Source organism: Corynebacterium sp. CCM 9204, assembly GCF_041357695.1.
Taxonomy (GTDB): Bacteria; Actinomycetota; Actinomycetes; order Mycobacteriales; family Mycobacteriaceae; genus Corynebacterium.
In genome coordinates this window covers 14964-32429 of sequence record NZ_JAUERX010000007.1, presented here as the reverse complement: position 1 = coordinate 32429, position 17466 = coordinate 14964, and the positions used below count along the sequence as shown (strand labels likewise).

Genomic DNA, 17466 nt, shown 5'->3' with positions numbered 1-17466 from the left:
ACGCCATGACTTTCAACGACACCGTCGATGCCGCCATCGCCGACCCGAACGCCGAACAGCCCTACGCCAGCCTCGGGCTCAAAGACGACGAGTACGCCCGGATCAAGGAGATCCTCGGTCGCCGTCCCACCGACGCCGAGCTCGCCATGTACTCCGTCATGTGGTCGGAACATTGCTCCTACAAATCCTCGAAGGTGCATCTCCGCTACTTCGGGGAGACCACCACCGACGAGATGAACTCGAAGATTCTCGCAGGCATCGGTGAGAACGCCGGCGTCGTCGACATCGGCGACGGCCACGCCGTCACCTTCCGCGTCGAATCCCACAACCATCCCTCCTACGTCGAACCCCACCAGGGCGCGGCCACGGGTGTCGGCGGCATCGTCCGCGACATCATGGCCATGGGTGCCCGCCCCATCGCCGTCATGGACCAGTTGCGTTTCGGCCCGGCCGACGCTCCAGACACCGCCCGCGTCCTGCCCGGTGTCGTCGACGGCATCAGTTTCTACGGCAACTGTCTCGGATTGCCGAACATCGGCGGTGAGACCGTCTTCGACGCCTCCTACGCCGGTAACCCGCTCGTCAACGCCCTGTGCGTGGGCACGTTAAAAACGGAAGACCTGAAACTCGCCTTCGCCTCCGGGCTGGGCAACAAGGTCATGCTCTTCGGCTCCCGCACCGGCCTCGACGGCATCGGCGGTGTCAGCGTGCTGGCCTCCGACACCTTCGAGGAAGGGGCGGAACGCAAGTTGCCCGCCGTGCAGGTCGGTGACCCCTTCGCCGAAAAGGTCCTCATCGAATGCTGCCTCGACCTCTACCGCGCCGGTGTCGTCGTCGGTATCCAGGACCTCGGTGGTGCGGGCCTGTCCTGCGCCACCAGTGAGCTCGCGGCCGCCGGCGACGGCGGCATGCTGGTCAACCTCGACGCCGTGCCCCTGCGCGCCGAGAACATGACCGCAGCGGAGATCCTCGCCTCCGAATCCCAGGAACGCATGTGCGCCGTTGTCGCACCCGAAAACGTCGAGCGTTTCCTCGAAATCTGCGCCCACTGGGACGTCACCTGCGCCGAGATTGGTGAAGTCACCGACAACGACCACCTCGTGATCACCCACCGGGGGGAGACGGTCGTCGATGCCCCCGCGCACACCATCGCCCACCAGGGTCCCGTCTACGAGCGCCCCTTCGCCCGCCCCGACTGGCAGGACGATCTCCAGCGGCCCGTCGAGGTGGACAAGCCCACCGATGCCGCCTCGATCCATGATGCCTGGATGCGGATGATCTCATCCCCGGCGCTGTGCTCGCGGGCGTTCATCACCGAGCAGTATGACCGCTACGTCCGTGGTAACACGGTGCTCGCCCGCAACGCCGACTCCGGTGTGCTGCGCATCGACGAAAGCACCGGTCGCGGTGTCGCCGTTTCTGCGGATGCCTCTGGGCGTTACACCAAGCTCGACCCGGGGACCGGTGCCCGCCTCGCCCTCGCGGAGGCGTACCGCAATGTCGCCGTCACCGGCGCCCGCCCAGTTGCAGTCACCAACTGCCTCAACTTCGGTTCCCCCGAGAACCCGGACGTCATGTGGCAGTTCCGCGAGGCCGTGCACGGACTGGCCGACGGCTGCGTCGAACTCGGTATCCCGGTCTCCGGCGGCAACGTCAGCTTCTACAACCAGACCGGCACCGAGCCGATCCTCCCGACCCCCGTCGTCGGCGTCCTCGGCGTCATCGACGACGTGGAACGCCGCATCGGGCACGAGCTCGGCACCGTCGACGGCGGCGAGGTGCTCTATCTCCTCGGCGAGACCCGCGACGAGTTCGGCGGTTCCATCTGGCAGCAGATCAACCACGACCAGCTCGCAGGCATGCCCCCGAGTGTTGACCTCGCGAACGAAGCGGCACTGGCCGAGCTCCTCTCCACGCAGACCGTCGACGGTGGGCAAACCCCCGTCATCACCGCCGCGCACGACCTCTCCGAGGGCGGCCTCGCCCAGGGGCTGGCGGAACTGGCGATGACGGCCCGCCGGGACACCGGTATCGGCCTGGACATCGATCTCTCCGGGGTTCACGACAACCCCTTCGTCGCACTGTTCTCCGAGTCCGCGTCCCGCGTCCTCGTAGCCTGCGCCCCGGAGGACGCCGAGGAACTCGAACGTCGTGCCGGAATCAAGGGTGTTCCGTTCACGAAGTTGGGCACCACCACCGAACTCGGCGACGCCGCACTCATCCGCGTCAGCGGGGGCGTTGACCTCGAGGTCTCGGTTACCGCGCTCCGCGAGGCATGGCAGGCCACCCTGCCCGGTATCTTCGGCCACGCCGTCGGAGCGAACTCCGTGGTGGAGTAGCTCCGGCGTTGTTTTCTGGCACGACAGAGCGGGTTGGAACCGTGGTGGGTTCCGGCCCGCTCTGTCGTGTGATTAGACGGTTCAGAATGGACCGTGTCTTCTGCCGATGCTGTAGTGGTGTCGCTCTCGGCGATTACATTCCCAGTGTCGGTATGAGGCGGGCGGGGCGCTTCCTCACGGGGGCGCTTACAGAGTCCGGAGGTTCTGTGGTCATGTGGAAAAACTCATGGGGTGTTTCTGGGGCCCACCCATCCAGTTTTACTTCCTCATTCTGTACTCCCGGGTGCTCGGCAAGATCTGCATAGTCGGGTCTCACCTCGCTGGCCCTGTTCCGTGATTGGGTGTCGATCTTACGTTTTCGTTGCACTCCCATCGGCGGAACTAGTCATGTGCCTGACCTCCCGGAAACCTGACGCCCCGGCCCGGCTGAGGTGGAGAGAACAGGGAAACTCTGTACTTTCCCGGGAATATGTATACCGGATCTCCGTTCGGGATTGGCGTTAGCCGATACACTCACGCCATGAATTTTCTCCGGCACCGCCTCGTCCGTACGTTCGGTCTGTTCTGGTTCCTGCCCGCCGTCATGGTGCTGTTCTCGGTGGCGCTGGCGCAGTTCCTGATCGTGCTGGAGCGTCACATCGGTGTCCCGAGTTCCCTGGAATTCGTGTACACCGGAGGTGAATCCGGAGCACGGGGCTTGCTGTCGTCGATGACGGGAATGTCCATCGGGGTGGCCGGAACCCTGTTCTCCATCACCATCGCCGCGCTGTCCTCGGTGATTTCGACGATGGGGCCCCGCCTACTGCACAGTTTCCTCGCTGACCGGGGTATCCAGGCGACATTGGGAACATTTCTGGCTACGTTCGCGTTCTCCCTGTTCAGTTTGCGTGCGGTATCCGCCGGGGCCGGAGACACGGTATTCATCCCGCATTACAACGTGACGGTGGTGATGGTCTATGCCGGGCTCTGCATCGGATTCCTGGTGTACTACATCAACCACATGGCCCAGTCCATCAACATGACCCGCGTGGTCAATCTGCTCACAGATGATCTGACTCAGGCGTTGAAGCGTGGTACCGAAGTGGCTGAGGAACAGGGGGATTGTCCGCTGGCCGCTGACGGTTTCTTCGACGCCGGCACCTCCGTCCGGACTTCTCGCGGCGGTTACGTCCAGCAGGTTGATTATCGCCGATTGACTGAGCTCGCCGAAGCGACCGACAGCGTGGTCCAGTTACGGGTGCGTCCGGGGGATTACCTGCTCACAGGTTCCGAGGTCGCACGGGTCGTGCACGGGGGTGATGTTCCGGAGGGGATCGCGGACTGTCTTCTGCTCGGCTCCAACCGGGACGACTCGCAGGATCTCGAGTTCGCGGTGAATCAGATGCTTGAGGTTGGGGTACGGGCGTTGAGTCCGGGGATGAATGATCCATTTACCGCGATGGGTGTTGTGGACAGGTTTGCGGAGGCGTTGGCGGAGCTGCACAACAGAGCGCTTCCACGCGGGGTGATCTCCCGGGACGGAAGGCTCCGTGTTGAGTACGCCGTAACAACGTTTGAGGGTCTCGTGGACACCATGTTCCATCAGCTCCGGCAGAATGCCTCCGGATGTACCGCCCTCTATGCCCGGATTCTGGAACGTCTGGGGGACGTGGGTGACATTATCGGGACACAGGAACGTCTGCACCACCTGATGCGGCATGCTGATCTCGTGTGGGCCGACGCACAACGGACGGTGCAGAACTCGGCGGACCTCGAAGACATCCGCCGCCGACACCTGCGGGTGCAGTCGGTGTGCACCCGGAGACCCGGAGCCATAACCGGAATGATCGGCGTGATCTAGCTGTCGCATTCAGCGGCGTGTGCCGCGTCCAGTCTGTCCCGCAGTTGTTCCCGCCGGTAGATGATGTACCAGATCAGAAAGCCGATACCCGGTATCAGTGTGACCAGGGAGAAGACGAGAATCAGCCGGAACGGGTCGGAGTCGCGGCGAAGTTCCAGCCGGAGTGCAGTCACTGGCATCGCGATGAACAGCAACATCAGGATGAGCCCGGAAAGTCCGAGACCACCGACGTCGCGTAGCAGGCTCATCGCGTGGGTGGTCTGGTGCATTATTCCCGCTTTGTCTCGTCACGTTTTCATCCGAGAGAAACTATATCCCATCCAGGATTCTGGATGAGGTGTTCCGACACCGTAAAGCCGGTTGTTCACTCCGACATCACCGCACATTTACACAGGTATGTCACGATGGCCTACATGAACCGCCCGCTGCTTTCCCTGTCTCTCTCGGCTCTCCGATCGGAGAATCTCGATTTTGTGAGAACACTGTTGACTGAACTCTCCCCGTACGGTGTCCGACCGGCGCTCAGAGTGGCACCACACTGTTCCCGAGACTGGGCACTACGCAGGAACCCGGATGTTCTCGACTTCATCCACTCCGAACGGAGTGCAGGGGCGGAGCTCGTGCTCGCCGGACTGGACCAGTCGGTTCGGGGGAGGCGATCCGAGTTCGCGGAACTTCCCGCGCACGAGGCCAGACTCCGGCTGACCGCGGCGCGTCGCCAGATGGCGGCGATGGATCTGGACACGGAGGTGTTCTCGCCACCCAAGTGGATTCTCTCCGAGGACACGCGAAGTGTTCTCGGAGAACTAGGTTTTACGGTACTCGCCGATCTTAACGGGGTGCAGGATCTCCGGACGGGTGTGGTAGCGGCGGTGCCTGTGCTCGCTTTCGGCGAGGGATTCGGGGCGGCCCGGTGGTGGCGGAGAAGCGTCCGCCGGGTCAGTACCCGCCAGATCGACTCCCGGCACAGTATCCGGCTGTCCGCCGCCGCGGGTAGACTCGCGGACCCGAAGACCCGGGGGAGTCTGCTCGCGATGGTTCACGACGCTCTCGACGCCGGGTACACCCCCGTGCATCGTATGTCGGACCTGCTTGTTGATGCGCCGATGGTCTAATGCGGCCGGAAGGAGCACGTCTGGCGCATGCTGGGTGCTGCAGCGTAGCTTTGATTCAGGGGTGATACCTTCCGTACCTCCGGGTCTTTTCCGGAACCTGGGGAAGCGTCCCCTGACAGTATCGATCATGCGAGGACGAGGAGTACGAACATGCACCGGGGCGGACGCCGTTCCACTCTGCCGTCGGGAAACGAGAACACCACCGATGATGAAGCCGCCATCGTGGGGGGAAACACCGAACCCGTACGGGTCGACGGGATGGTGTCCCGCACCATCTGGCGCACGGACCGTGGCCCCCGTCCGGGAAGTCGTGGCTGGATACACTTCTTCGCGGCGATCCTCGCCGTGTTTGCCGGGTCGGTTCTAGCCACCTATTCGTGGCTCCAACTGCCGTGGTGGCAGGCTGGCGGGGTGATGGTGTACGCCGTCGGTGTAGTCATTCTCTTCGGGGTTTCCGCCGCGTATCACCTGGGCCCCTGGAAGAAGGCATCCACGGTGGTGTGGTGGCGGCGAGCGGATCATTCCACGATCGCTGTGTTTATCGCCGCGACGTACACACCTTTCTGCCTGATCTCCCTCCGCCCGTCGACCGCGACCTGGGTGCTCGCGGTCGCCTGGGGCGGGGCACTGATCTCCGTGCTGATGAATCTGCTCTGGATCAATCATCCCCGCTGGCTGGGGGTCCTGGTCTACCTTGCCCTCGGCTGGTTGATCGTCCCGGTGATCCCGCAACTCTGGGCCGATGCGGGCTCAGCCGTTCTGTGGCTGTTGTTTGCCGGAGGGATCGTCTACACCGTCGGTGCCCTGATCTATGCGTTCAAATGGCCGGGGCGGGATGCCCGTTGGATGGGTTACCACGAGTGGTTTCACCTGGCGACCGTCATCGCTGCTGTCGCGCACTTCGTCGCGGTGTGGATCGTCGTCGCCCAGGCCGTGCCCTAGAGTGAAGTCCCGGAAACCGGGCATGACTCAGCGCATGATCAACGGCAGTGGGTGATACTTGGCCCGGAGTTGGCGCAGAATCGCGGCATGCTCCGACAATCGGACGTCCTCCACTGTCCTGGGGGTGAACTGGCGGGCAGGCAGTGGATGACCGTCGATGTCGACACCGATGTACGTCACCGTGGCGTGGATCGCCGTCTCTAGGTTCTCCCGTCCACCCCGAGGTGAACCGGCACGCAGATGCACCGAAGTCTGCATGGATCGGGCGTCGGTACGTACCAGGCGCGTGTCCACTTCGATGAGATCACCGATGTTGATTGGCCGATAAAAGCGGATACCGCCGGCGTAGACGGCAACCGTATTCTCCCCCGACCACTCCATCGTGCACGCGGTCGCGGACTCGTTGATCCACTCCATCGCAGTGCCACCGTGCACCTTGCCGCCCCAGTTCACATCCGTTGGTTTCGCAAGGAAACGCGTGATCAGCCGTGGTGCCTCACTCGGGCCGTCATAGGTCTGCTTGCTCATCTCATCCTCGATGGCCTTACGTAACTCGATCCGCGACACCGCAGCCTCATGCACCTGCTTCTCGTGGTCCGTCGTCGGCACGAACTCCGGGACCTTCTGCGAACGCCCGGTCTCCGTGTCTCGGGCGACGAAAATGACCAGACAGTCGCAGGCCCGGGTGTAGACCCCCTCGCGGGGATCAGCAGAGAAAACCTCATTGATGATGTGCATCGAACTACGGCCGGTCATGGCGATCCGTGACCGGACCTCCACCATGTGGCCGGACGGGATCGGGCGAGCGAAGTGGATGTGCCCGACGTAGGCGGTGACACAGTAAGCGCCGGACCATGCGGTCGCGCAGGCATAAGCAGCTTTGTCGATCCATTCCAGCACACGGCCACCGTCCACGCCGTGTGCACCGGCGGTGAGGATATCCGTGGGGCTCGCGAGAAAACGGAGGGTTACTGCGGGGGAGGGATGCTGTGGCATGTGGTGGTTCTGTCCTCTTCGAGTTTGTTCAGGTGTGGCTGATACGACTACTGCACTGTAGTCACCCGAGTGCCCCGAACGGGAATGTCGTTCCGTAGACCGGCTCCGGGACAGAGGAACCACCCGACCCAGGATCCGGTGAAATGGTGTGCCCCTCTGCGAAACTGTCGACACCGGATCGGGACCGTATCGTGGCGCACCGGGACAGCCCGGAAAGGGGCGAGGGGCTAGAGTCGGGAACCATGGGCAAGATCCCCGATCCCGAAGAAGTTCACGCAGCCGTTACGACCATCGCCGACTGGATCCGTGAGGAGAATCCCGACTCAGCGCAGGGACAACCCGCCCGCCGATCCCTCGCGGATGCCGTGCGGCTCACCGCCCGTGCGCTGGCGGCTGACGCGCCGGGCAAGAGCGTGGAGGTCCGGGTCCCACCGTTCGTCGCGGTGCAGTGCGTCGAGGGACTCCGGCATACACGGGGTACGCCGCCGAATGTCGTGGAGTGTGATCCACACACGTGGCTGCGCCTGGCCTGTGGATTGGTCACACTCGATGAATTGCGGGTTCAGCCCGGCATCGAGGTCTCCGGTACCCGGGCTGAGGAGATAACCCGGTGGCTCCCCGTCGTCCGATTGCCTCGGGTGGGGGATCGTGCAGGAAACTGAAAGCCCCCGGTGATTGGGGGTTGTACGGCGCGACGGCTAGCATGATGCCATGTGGCAGCCAGTGACAAGTCGGACATGAAGGACGACCGGCCCAGCGGAACCCGCAGGGTTGATCTCGACGACCACGGGGAGAATCCACCCCGGGAGGAATGTGGCGTATTCGGGGTGTGGGCACCGGGCGAGGACGTCGCCAAACTCACCTACTACGGGCTCTACGCCCTCCAGCACCGCGGCCAGGAAGCCGCGGGAATCGCGGTAGGTGACGGGGACCAGATTGTCGTGTTCAAGGATCTCGGTCTCGTGTCCCAGATCTTCGATGAGCAGTCTCTCGCCGCCCTCAAAGGGGACCTCGCGATCGGGCACACCCGCTACTCCACCGCAGGTGGAGCCTGCTGGGAGAACGCCCAGCCGATGTTCCGGATGGCGCCTGATGACACGGATGTTGCCCTCGGGCACAACGGTAACATCGTTAACTATCTCCAACTCCTAGACGAAGCCGCGGAGAAGAAACTCGTCAACCCGGAGACGGCTCCCAGCGACTCTGATGTGATGACTGCGCTACTCGCGGAACGCATCGGGTTTGGGCGAAGCATGCTCGACTCCGCACGGGAACTCCTACCCCGAATCGAGGGTGCGTTCTGTCTCGTGTTCACCGACGGTAACACCCTCTACGCCGCCCGGGACCGCAACGGTGTCCGCCCGCTCTCCCTCGGGCGTCTCGACAACGGCTGGGTGGTCGCCAGTGAAACTGCGGCACTAGACATCGTCGGCGCGTCCTTCGTTCGAGACATCGAACCCGGAGAGATGGTCACCATCGATGCCTCCGGGGTACGCAGTGAACGCTTCGCGCCGACGAATCACAAGGGCTGCGTCTTCGAGTACGTTTACCTGGCGCGCCCGGACTCCACGATCCGGGGGCGAAACGTCAACGCGACACGCGTCGAGATAGGGCGTCTTCTGGCCGCTGACTGTCCGGCTGACGGAGCAGACATCGTCATTCCCGTCCCGGAATCCGGAACCCCGGCTGCTGTCGGATACGCACAGGGGTCCGGTATTCCCTTCGCCCAGGGGCTGATGAAGAACGCCTACGTCGGGCGCACCTTCATCCAGCCTTCCCAGACGATCCGGCAATTGGGCATCCGGCTGAAGCTCAACCCGCTCCGGGAGGTCATTTCCGGGCGTTCCCTCGTTGTCGTCGATGATTCGATCGTGCGGGGTAACACCCAGCGTGCCCTGATCCGGATGCTTCGGGAGGCCGGCGCCCGGGAAGTGCACGTCCGGATCGCGTCCCCTCCGGTGAAGTGGCCATGCTTCTACGGCATTGACTTCGCTAGCCCAGGGGAACTCCTCGCCAACTGCGTCGAAGGTGATGATGAGGAACAGATGATTGACGCCGTAAGGACCGCCATCGGCGCGGACTCCCTCGGATACGTCTCTGTCGAGCGGATGGTGGAGGCGTCGCGCCAGGACTACAGTCAGCTCTGCTGTGCGTGCTTCGACGGGCACTATCCGTTGGGTATGCCTGAAGGGAATCCCAATGCGGAGCTGGTCCGCAAGTTGCAACGCACCGCGGAGGAGCCCGCGCTCCACTGATCGCCCTACCCGTCCGGGGTCCTGTGCTCTACCATCGGCTGCGGAATGATGCTGCCGCCGGTGGACACGGAGCAGACCTGCGGGAGCATCCAGATCCACACATTCACCGCGTACCTAGCCCAGGAGAAGACGAAGCACCATGAGCCCACACGACGAGCAAGGCGTTTCCTATGCCGCAGCCGGTGTCGATATCGCAGCCGGCGACAGGGCGGTGGAGTTGATCGCCCCGCTGGCCCGTCGAGCCACGCGTCCCGAGGTCCGGGGTGGTATCGGCGGCTTCGCCGGTCTGTTCGCCCTCGGCAAGTACGAAAACCCTCTCCTCGCGGCGGGATCGGATGGAGTGGGCACTAAACTCGCCGTCGCCCAGGCGATGGATGTCCACGACACCATCGGAATCGACCTCGTCGCCATGTGCGTCGATGATCTGGTGGTATGCGGAGCCGAGCCGCTCTTCCTCCAGGACTACATCGCGATCGGAAAGGTTGTCCCCGAGCATGTCGCGCAGATCGTGTCGGGTATCGCGGAGGGGTGTGTCCAGGCGGGTTGCGCCCTGCTCGGTGGCGAGACCGCGGAGCACCCCGGGGTGATGGAACCTGGCCACTACGATGTCTCCGCTACAGCGGTCGGCGTTGTCGAGGCCGACCGTGTCCTCGGCCCAGAGCGGGTTCGTACCGGGGACGTCGTCATTGCGATGGCCTCCTCCGGTCTGCACTCCAACGGTTACTCCCTCGCACGGCACGTCCTGCTGGAGAAGGCTTCGCTGCCGTTGGACGGGCACATTGAGGAACTGGGTCGTACATTGGGGGAGGAACTGCTCGAACCCACCCGGATCTACGCTAGGGATTGCCTTGCGCTCGCTGCGGAGTGTGATGTACACACCTTCTGCCACGTCACCGGGGGTGGATTGGCCGGTAACCTCGCCCGCGTCATTCCCGAGGGTCTCACGGCAGAACTTTCCCGTGGAACGTGGGCACCACCCCAGATCTTCCGCACCATCGCGGACCTCGGAAAGGTGCCGCAGGACGAGATGGAGAAGACCTTCAACATGGGGGTCGGCATGGTTGCGGTCGTGGCCCCGCAGCACCGTGACAGGGCTTTGGCGATGCTCACCGCCCGGCACATTGACTGCTGGGAGCTCGGCAGCGTCCGGACCCGTGGCACGAATGATCCGGGCGCAGTCCTGCTCAAGGGCAGCTACCAGTAACCCTCATCATTGAATTCCGCCGAGGCTGAGGTCTCATCCGCGTCATTGTCCGACCTCCGATTGTCCCGGGGCCGGTGAGTCTCTCATACAGGCGCCGCCCCAGTAAATATGGAGCGGCTACGGGCCCGGCGGATGGGTTCCAGGCAGCGCGAAACCGCTCTCCGGTTCACCTGTGGGTGTCCGGAGAGCGGAGTTACGCTACCCGCACGGGAAAATAAGGTGGGACCGCCTCGGGCGGCCCCACCTTCAGGTGGCTTCTAGCGCCACCTGGCTGCGCTGTCATCGTCAGCACCGTCATCCTCAGACCAGTCTGACCACTGGTCGTACGGGTCTTCGCTCGGGTCATCCTCGGAGTGGTGGCTCCCCTCATCCCTCCCGGACAGTTCACGCTGGAGCGAGTCCAGGTCCATGTCCGGGATGTTGTACTTGAGTTGACGAGCAACCTTGGCTTGTTTTGCCTTGGCACGGCCGCGACCCATGGTCTGACCCCCTTGGAGTGATCGGGGCGCACGCGAATGCCGCGCCCCAGGGCGTGTTTCTAGTTCAGTGTATTCCTGTTAGACACAATAGCGGGAACCGGACGATTTTTCTGCTTTTGCCCCGTGACCTCGGATTCTGGCCTACCCCGTCGCGTGAAGCGGTCGCGGGGATGTCGGTACGGAGCGCGGGTTAAAGTGCTGGTCGGGGAATGACGGGAGCTGAATGAGGATTCCGTTACCCCATCAGTCTGTCAGCCCCTTGAGACGGTTGATCGCCGCACGGCCGGGCTGTATTCCCTGCTCCCGCGCTATGGAATCGGGGTCCACGGACACCGCGACTCCGTCGCCCACGGTCAGCCCCGCGGAACGCTGTGCGCTGCGTTTGACCAGTGCGAGTGCCACCGGCCCGTAGTCACAGTCCTGGACGACGGTTCCGATTCTCCCGACCGTACGCCCACGGTCGGTGACTGGCGCCCCGGTCTCGGGCAACTCAGGTGCTGAGCCGTCGAGATGCAGGAGAACGAGGGAACGGGGAGACCTACCAAGGTTATGTACCCGGGAAACCGTTTCTTGTCCCCGATAGCAGCCTTTGAACAAATGGACCGCCCCCGGGTGTTTCTCCGAGCCGATCCAGTGCGGAATCTCGTGGGGGATGGATCGGGAATCGAGATCCGCCGCGACCTCGGGTTCGAGAGCTTTGACGCGCTCCGCTGTCCATGCCATCAGCCCCGCCAACCGCAGGGCCCCGCCGTCAGGGGAGCAGAGTTTGTCGAGGACCTTCCCGATCGTTGTCCGCGGCACCACGATGTCCCTCCGGGAGGGTCCACGCCAGTCGACGTCCCGGAAGTATATGGCCTCCTCTGGTGCCGCAGGGATGGCGCCGAGCACGGTGAGGACGGCGAGATCGGTGACGCCGATCTCGACCTCGGACCAGAACTTCATTCGTTCCAGGTACGAGCACAGCGTTTTCGCGGATGCGGCGGGCAGATCAAGGTGGAACACACCCCCCGTCAGCGTCAGATCCGCGTGGTGGAGGATGCGTCCATGCGCGTCCAGATCGAGCGCACTGGCGCTGTATCCGTCGGGGGCGTCATCGAGCTTCTGGGACAGGAGTTTGTTCAGGTAGTCGGCTGCATCGGGGCCACTGACGGAGAGGACGGTCCGGTGTGAGCGGTCCACCACGATTCCAGGGCCGTCGATGGCGCGCTGCTCCACCAGCGGTTCTCCGTAGTGCCAGGCGACACCCGCGGTGTCCGCTGCGGTGTCGGGACCGAAAGCCGGCTGTGCACCCGGTCGGTCGAGGAGAACGGAGCGGTAGGTGCTGTTGTCGGGTTCCACACCACGCATGCTAGTCGGTATGGTCCCGCCGGGTGGCTGCCGTATCGCGGGTGGCGGGGGATGGGCATAGGCTGGAGGCATGAGCACCGTAGGCCCTAGACCCGTCATTCTCACTGTGCGCCCGGCGGGAGGACCGTCGCGACGGCACAACCCCGAACTCCCGATGATCTACGCAGATGATCTCGGGGTGACCAGAGGCGACGGGATCTTCGAGACACTGCTTGTCCGGGATGGCAGGGTCCGGAATCTTGATCGTCACCTCGGTCGGTTCCGAAGCTCTGCCCGGATGATCGGACTCGCTGAACCGGATGTCGGACAGTGGGTACGGGCGACGAAGGAAGCCGTCGATGACTGGGGCTCCGCAGGAGGCGGTGAAGCCGCGTGCGTGTGGACGTACACGCGCGGACGCGAGTCCACCGGGCGGCCCACAGGCTGGATCACCGTGAAACCGTTGTCGGAGCGAATCCTCCGGCAGCGGGCGGAGGGAGTGTCAGTGCTGACGACGCCCCGCGGTTACACCGTGACTTCAGAGTTGCCGGTGCAGGGGATGGAGTCGACGGACGGGCCGCCGCCGTGGCTCGTTCTCGGAGCGAAGACGCTGAACTACGCCACGAACATGGCCGCCCTCAGGTACGCGGCGTCGAGAGGGTACGACGATGTCATCTTCACGAGTGACGGTCGTGTGTTGGAGGGGGCGACCTCAACGGTCGTCACCGTGACCGGTTCAACTTTGCGTACCCCACCGCCTGGTCGGGAACTTCTTCCGGGGACCACCCAGGCCGCGCTTTTCGAGCACGCTGCGACACTGGGGTGGACGTGTCTGGAGGAGCCGATGTTCGTCAACGATCTCTTTGATGCGGACAGCGTGTGGCTCTGCAGCTCGGTTCGACTGGCTGCCCGCGTGGTCGGGATCAATGGGAGGGGGCTGCCGGAGACCGAGGCGGAAGATGTGGTCCGGGAGCTCATCGCGGATGCCCTCAGTTGAGACGAGTGCTCAACCGATGACCCGCTTCAACTGAGCTGACATCCGGGGGCGTAGGGCACCGTCGACGACCCGCTCATCCACCCACCCGAGGTCGTTGGTGGGAAGTAACCCGTAGAGACGTTTACCGGGTCCGAGAGTCGCGGGGCCGGTTGCCGTGACCATCGTGGAGGCGCTCTCCACCTGCCAGGCACGCTCCGTGAGGGGTTCGCCGTAGAAGATCTCGACGACACCGGTGGAGTGGCAGCAGATGAACTCGATCTCATCTTTCTCGCTGATCCGCAGGAAACCCGTCTCCCGCTGATCTGCGCCGGCGGGTTCGCCTTCGTCGTTCAGCCTCCAGATCCTGGATTCATAGGAGATGTAGTTTTCGCCGTCGTGGGCGAAGACGAGCTGCTGGCCGAAGTTGTACTGGCCGTCGGTGGCGGTGTCGGCCTGCCCCTCGCCACGCCAGACACCGATCAACGGAAGTAGCGCGAGCAGACCGTCGTGGAGACTCGGTCCCTGACGGAGATTGGCGGTGTCATCGGGTACCGGGAGATCGCCGAGCCCCGGGATGTTCCGGCCCGCGGTGTTCCGTGCCTGTTCGGCGGCCAGATTCACCGCTTCGTTCCCGTTGAGGGGTGCTGTGTTGGCCGGGACACCTGCGGCTGAGGCATCCGCGGGAGTGTCGGTGCGGGAGCTGTCCGGGGTGGGCTTCGTCGAGTCATCCATGGGATACAAGCCTAGCGGCCTGTCACCTGTCCTGTCCCACTGGTGTCGGTGTCAGTGCGTGACCGGTCGGAGGGCGGCGTCACATTGCCGAGGTGCCCAGCGGAAGCAGTGGAGTGTCACCGACGATGGCCGGTCGCTGCCTGGATTCGAGGTAGATGGACCCTCCCGAGCAGAAGACCTTGTCTATCAGTGTGGGAAGCGGCGTATCCCGCGAGTCGAGGCTCCAGGTGAAGATGGACTCGACCTCTTCCTCTCGGTCATCGGGTACGCCCACCATCCGGTACGGCGTCATCGTCAACTCCGGCCCGCGGATGCGTAACCGGACGTAAACCGCCACCGGGTGGTCGAACCCTGGGGGTGTACCGGTCAACCGGGCTTCCGTGGAGGGTTTCGCCGAGGGAGAGATGTCCGTTGGATGCGCGATATCTAGGTCCGTTATCCCGATCTGATTTCCCAGTGCAACTCCGTCAAGGCGCACCGTTCTGGCGATGACGGATGCGGGAGCCCCCAGGACATCGCCGGAGAGGACTGCTCCTGGAGCGAGTCGGGCATCCCGGATCTCGGTGCGCAGATTTACCATCCCGAGGTCGCGGACGGGTACATCCCCGGCCTCCACGATGATCGTCGGTACGGTGTGCGTGAGCAGAGCACCGAGATAGGGGACCCCCCCTACCGTGACACTAGGGTACTGGGAGAGGTCATCGGCCGCCCGGACCTCATCGGAGATATGGCGCTCGACCTGAACCGCCACCACCGTGTCGACGATCCAGGGAACGGCGAGGAGCACGAGGGTCGGTAACAGGAACCCACGGAGAGCGGAGATCTTCACACCTCCAAGGTTTACCGCACATGGCGGTCGGTGGTTTTCACTAGCCTGGATTCCCATGGAGATCCGTACGATGACACCCACTGACACTGCCGCGCCGACCCCCGCGGTGGATATCCGTGAACTGAATGCCCGTGCTGCGGAGAACGACGGTATTGAGCCGTTCTCCGAGCAGTTTCTTCTCGGGCTCGACGACGGTGGTGATCGTGGACATCGGCACGTATCGGTCCTTGATGACGACGGTCACCTCATCGGAGCGGCGGCGCTCGACGGTACGACTGCAGAGCTGGTGGTCGATCCAGCCTGGCGTCGGAGAGGGGTGGGAACCGCTTTGTTCCGGACCCTCGTGGAGACTTTCGGCGCCGTGACCGTCTGGGCCCACGGTAATCTTCCTGCTGCCGTTGCCTGGAGTCGGGAACAGAAGCTCACCCCGGTCAGAGAACTCCTGGTGATGAGAATCGGCGGACCCCGGCTCGTTGCGGCTGCGGAGACACCGGACCGGGGCGGTTACCGGATTCTCGATCTCGTCGAATCCCGCCGCCGCTTTGGTCGGGACATCGTTGACACCGAGTGGCTCCGGGTGAACAATGAGGCCTTCGACTGGCACCCTGAGCAGGGAGGGTGGGATGCCGCGAAGCTCGCTCGCGGGCAGGACACCGACTGGTTTGATCCCCACGGGGTTCGTCTTCTCTGGGGTGATGCCGGGGAAGACACGGAATCCGGTCGGATACCTGAACTCGCTGGATTCCACTGGACCAAGTGGCGCGGTGAAAGCGAGGACGGACATGCCACCGGTGAAGTGTATGTCGTGGGGCTGGCCGATGGATTCCGTGGGCGTCGACTCGGAGGAATGTTGGTTGCGGCAGGACTCCGGTACCTCATCGACCGGGGGGCGGAAGAAGTGATCCTCTACGTCGAAGCGGACAACGCCGCAGCCGTGGCTGCTTATGAACGACTCGGCTTCGAGGTACGTGAGCGGCATGTCGCATACGGCTCCACGGAGAGGTGATTGAGGGGGTGACACCATCCATGGTGAACTGGGAATAATGGGTCTTCCCCGGGGTGGTTCTCGCAGCTTTCCGCCTGAATTAACCTTTTGTTCACTGGCAGGGCCCGCCCGGGACACCTCCACCCTCTAGCTTCATGGACGAGGCAAACGGACCGCACTCCCGCAGACATCGGGGCGGTGTGGTTCATTTTTCCGCCGCGGACTTTCATGTTCTGCGGCATCACCAGGGAAAACTGCCGTGAACACCCCAACCACATCCATGGAGGAATTCCGAAGTGATCCGCAATCGTTCCCGTCGTGCCGCCCTTCTCGGTGGTATCGCCATCGTTTCCCTCGCGGCCACCGCCTGCTCCGAGTCCGCTGACACCACTGTCACCGGTAGTGGCGGCGGCTCCATCGAGGGGCTTTCCGGCACCACCGGAACGCTGTCCGCTGAGGGTGCGTCGTCGCAGCAGAAGGCCATGGACCTCTTCGGTACCGTGTACCAGCAGCAGGTTTCCGGTGCCCAGTTCAACTACACCGCTTCGGGTTCCGGCTCCGGGCAGAAGCAGTTCATCGCCGGCCAGGTCGCCTTCGGTGGCTCTGACTCCCCGCTCTCCGACGAGCAGATCCCGGACGCTGAGAAGCGTTGCGGTGGCAACGAGGTCTGGCACCTTCCGCTCGTCATCGGTCCAGTCGCCGTGGCCTACAACCTGGAGGGTGTGAGCGACGATATCGTTCTGTCTCCCGAGGTCATCGCCAAGATCTTCGGCGGTAAGATCACTTCGTGGAATGATCCGGCCATCGCGAAGCTGAATGACGGCGTTGACCTTCCGGATACCAGCATCAACGTCATCTACCGCTCCGAGGAGTCCGGTACTTCCGACAACTTCCAGAAGTTCCTCAAGGCCTCCGCCCCGAACGACTGGTCCACCACCGGTAAGTCTTTCCCCTCGGCCACCGGTGCAGGTGCCAACGGTTCCAACGGTGTTGTCTCCGAGGTGTCCAAAACCAACGGCGGCATCACCTATGTTGAGGCTGGCTTCGCCACCGAGCAGGGCCTCAAAATCGCCCAGATCGATTTCGGTGAGGGGGCCGTGGAACTCAATGACAAGACCGTTGGTGAAGCACTGGACAACCTCACCTACAAGACCGAGGGCCACAACATGGTCGTCGATTCCGCGAAGCTGTTCGAGATGAAGAAGGCAGGGGCATACCCGCTCGTCCTCACCACCTACGAGATCGTCTGTTCAGCAGGGTACGACGAGGAGACCTCCAAGATGGTCAAGGACTTCCTCACCGTTGCTCTCGGCACCCAGAATGAGCGCCTCGAGAAGCAGGGTTACATTCCGGTTTCCGGTGCCTACGCCCAGAAACTCAAGGACGCCGTCGACGCGATCCAGTAGCACCCTGCGTGTCCCGGACCGGGGCACGCATTCCGTATCTCC

The 17466-nt window shown here is 63.5% G+C and carries 16 protein-coding genes; 10 read left to right on the top strand and 6 right to left on the bottom strand.

The genetic code is table 11. The features are described 5' to 3' along the window. Positions 1-5 precede the first annotated feature (5 nt). Positions 6-2339, top strand: coding sequence for a phosphoribosylformylglycinamidine synthase subunit PurL (gene purL / locus QWU43_RS11265; protein ID WP_370917883.1), 2334 nt, complete (start codon positions 6-8; stop codon positions 2337-2339). 520 nt (positions 2340-2859) lie between these two features. Further along, complete coding sequence (locus QWU43_RS11260) at positions 2860-4179, top strand: DUF2254 domain-containing protein (RefSeq protein ID WP_370915783.1); 1320 nt, start codon at positions 2860-2862, stop codon at positions 4177-4179. Here QWU43_RS11260 and QWU43_RS11255 read toward each other — a convergent pair. Beyond that, on the bottom strand, positions 4176-4448 hold the full coding sequence (locus QWU43_RS11255; protein ID WP_370915784.1) for a hypothetical protein: 273 nt from the start codon (positions 4446-4448) through the stop codon (positions 4176-4178). The genes QWU43_RS11260 and QWU43_RS11255 overlap by 4 nt on opposite strands. A gap of 135 nt (positions 4449-4583) precedes the next feature. On the opposite strand from QWU43_RS11255, the gene QWU43_RS11250 reads away from it, so the two are divergent. After that, complete coding sequence (locus QWU43_RS11250) at positions 4584-5294, top strand: DUF2334 domain-containing protein (protein ID WP_370915785.1); 711 nt, start codon at positions 4584-4586, stop codon at positions 5292-5294. 258 nt (positions 5295-5552) lie between these two features. After that, positions 5553-6236, top strand: a complete 684-nt coding sequence (locus QWU43_RS11245; protein ID WP_370915809.1) for a hemolysin III family protein — start codon at positions 5553-5555, stop codon at positions 6234-6236. A gap of 27 nt (positions 6237-6263) precedes the next feature. Here the strand turns inward: QWU43_RS11245 and QWU43_RS11240 are convergent, their stop codons facing one another. Next, positions 6264-7232, bottom strand: coding sequence for an acyl-CoA thioesterase (locus QWU43_RS11240; RefSeq protein WP_370915786.1), 969 nt, complete (start codon positions 7230-7232; stop codon positions 6264-6266). 242 nt (positions 7233-7474) lie between these two features. On the opposite strand from QWU43_RS11240, the gene QWU43_RS11235 reads away from it, so the two are divergent. The 3 genes from QWU43_RS11235 to purM all read left to right on the top strand — a co-directional run bounded on the left by QWU43_RS11235 (position 7475) and on the right by purM (position 10691). Continuing rightward, on the top strand, positions 7475-7894 hold the full coding sequence (locus QWU43_RS11235) for a sterol carrier family protein (protein WP_370917882.1): 420 nt from the start codon (positions 7475-7477) through the stop codon (positions 7892-7894). 75 nt (positions 7895-7969) lie between these two features. Beyond that, positions 7970-9487 (top strand): amidophosphoribosyltransferase, encoded by a 1518-nt coding sequence (gene purF, locus QWU43_RS11230; RefSeq protein WP_370915810.1) that lies wholly within the window; start codon positions 7970-7972, stop codon positions 9485-9487. A gap of 139 nt (positions 9488-9626) precedes the next feature. After that, the gene (gene purM, locus QWU43_RS11225) at positions 9627-10691 is read left to right on the top strand and encodes a phosphoribosylformylglycinamidine cyclo-ligase (protein ID WP_370915788.1); all 1065 of its coding nucleotides are present in this window, start codon (positions 9627-9629) and stop codon (positions 10689-10691) included. A 257-nt stretch (positions 10692-10948) separates the two neighbouring features. Here the strand turns inward: purM and QWU43_RS11220 are convergent, their stop codons facing one another. Together QWU43_RS11220 and QWU43_RS11215 are read right to left on the bottom strand one after the other, a co-directional pair. Beyond that, positions 10949-11170, bottom strand: coding sequence for a DUF3073 domain-containing protein (locus tag QWU43_RS11220; RefSeq protein WP_370915789.1), 222 nt, complete (start codon positions 11168-11170; stop codon positions 10949-10951). Between the two features lie 243 nt (positions 11171-11413). Beyond that, entirely contained in the window at positions 11414-12517 is a 1104-nt protein-coding gene (locus QWU43_RS11215; protein ID WP_370915790.1) for a folate-binding protein YgfZ, read from the bottom strand. A 70-nt stretch (positions 12518-12587) separates the two neighbouring features. Between QWU43_RS11215 and QWU43_RS11210 the strand changes: the two genes are divergently transcribed. Further along, entirely contained in the window at positions 12588-13493 is a 906-nt protein-coding gene (locus QWU43_RS11210) for an aminodeoxychorismate lyase (protein WP_370915791.1), read from the top strand. A 9-nt stretch (positions 13494-13502) separates the two neighbouring features. On the opposite strand, the gene QWU43_RS11205 is transcribed toward QWU43_RS11210, so the two are convergent. Together QWU43_RS11205 and QWU43_RS11200 are read right to left on the bottom strand one after the other, a co-directional pair. Further along, positions 13503-14204, bottom strand: coding sequence for an FABP family protein (locus QWU43_RS11205; RefSeq protein ID WP_370915792.1), 702 nt, complete (start codon positions 14202-14204; stop codon positions 13503-13505). A 79-nt stretch (positions 14205-14283) separates the two neighbouring features. Then, a complete protein-coding gene (locus tag QWU43_RS11200; RefSeq protein WP_370917881.1) occupies positions 14284-15033 on the bottom strand; it encodes a DUF2993 domain-containing protein in 750 nt (249 codons plus the stop codon). A gap of 70 nt (positions 15034-15103) precedes the next feature. On the opposite strand from QWU43_RS11200, the gene mshD reads away from it, so the two are divergent. Together mshD and pstS are read left to right on the top strand one after the other, a co-directional pair. After that, positions 15104-16039: a mycothiol synthase gene (mshD, locus tag QWU43_RS11195; RefSeq protein WP_370917880.1), complete on the top strand. Its 936-nt coding sequence runs from the start codon at positions 15104-15106 to the stop codon at positions 16037-16039. 278 nt (positions 16040-16317) lie between these two features. Next, positions 16318-17424 carry a phosphate ABC transporter substrate-binding protein PstS gene (pstS, locus tag QWU43_RS11190; protein ID WP_370915811.1) on the top strand — a complete coding sequence of 369 codons (1107 nt, stop codon included), beginning with the start codon at positions 16318-16320 and terminating at the stop codon, positions 17422-17424. The last annotated feature ends 42 nt before the right edge of the window (positions 17425-17466 follow it).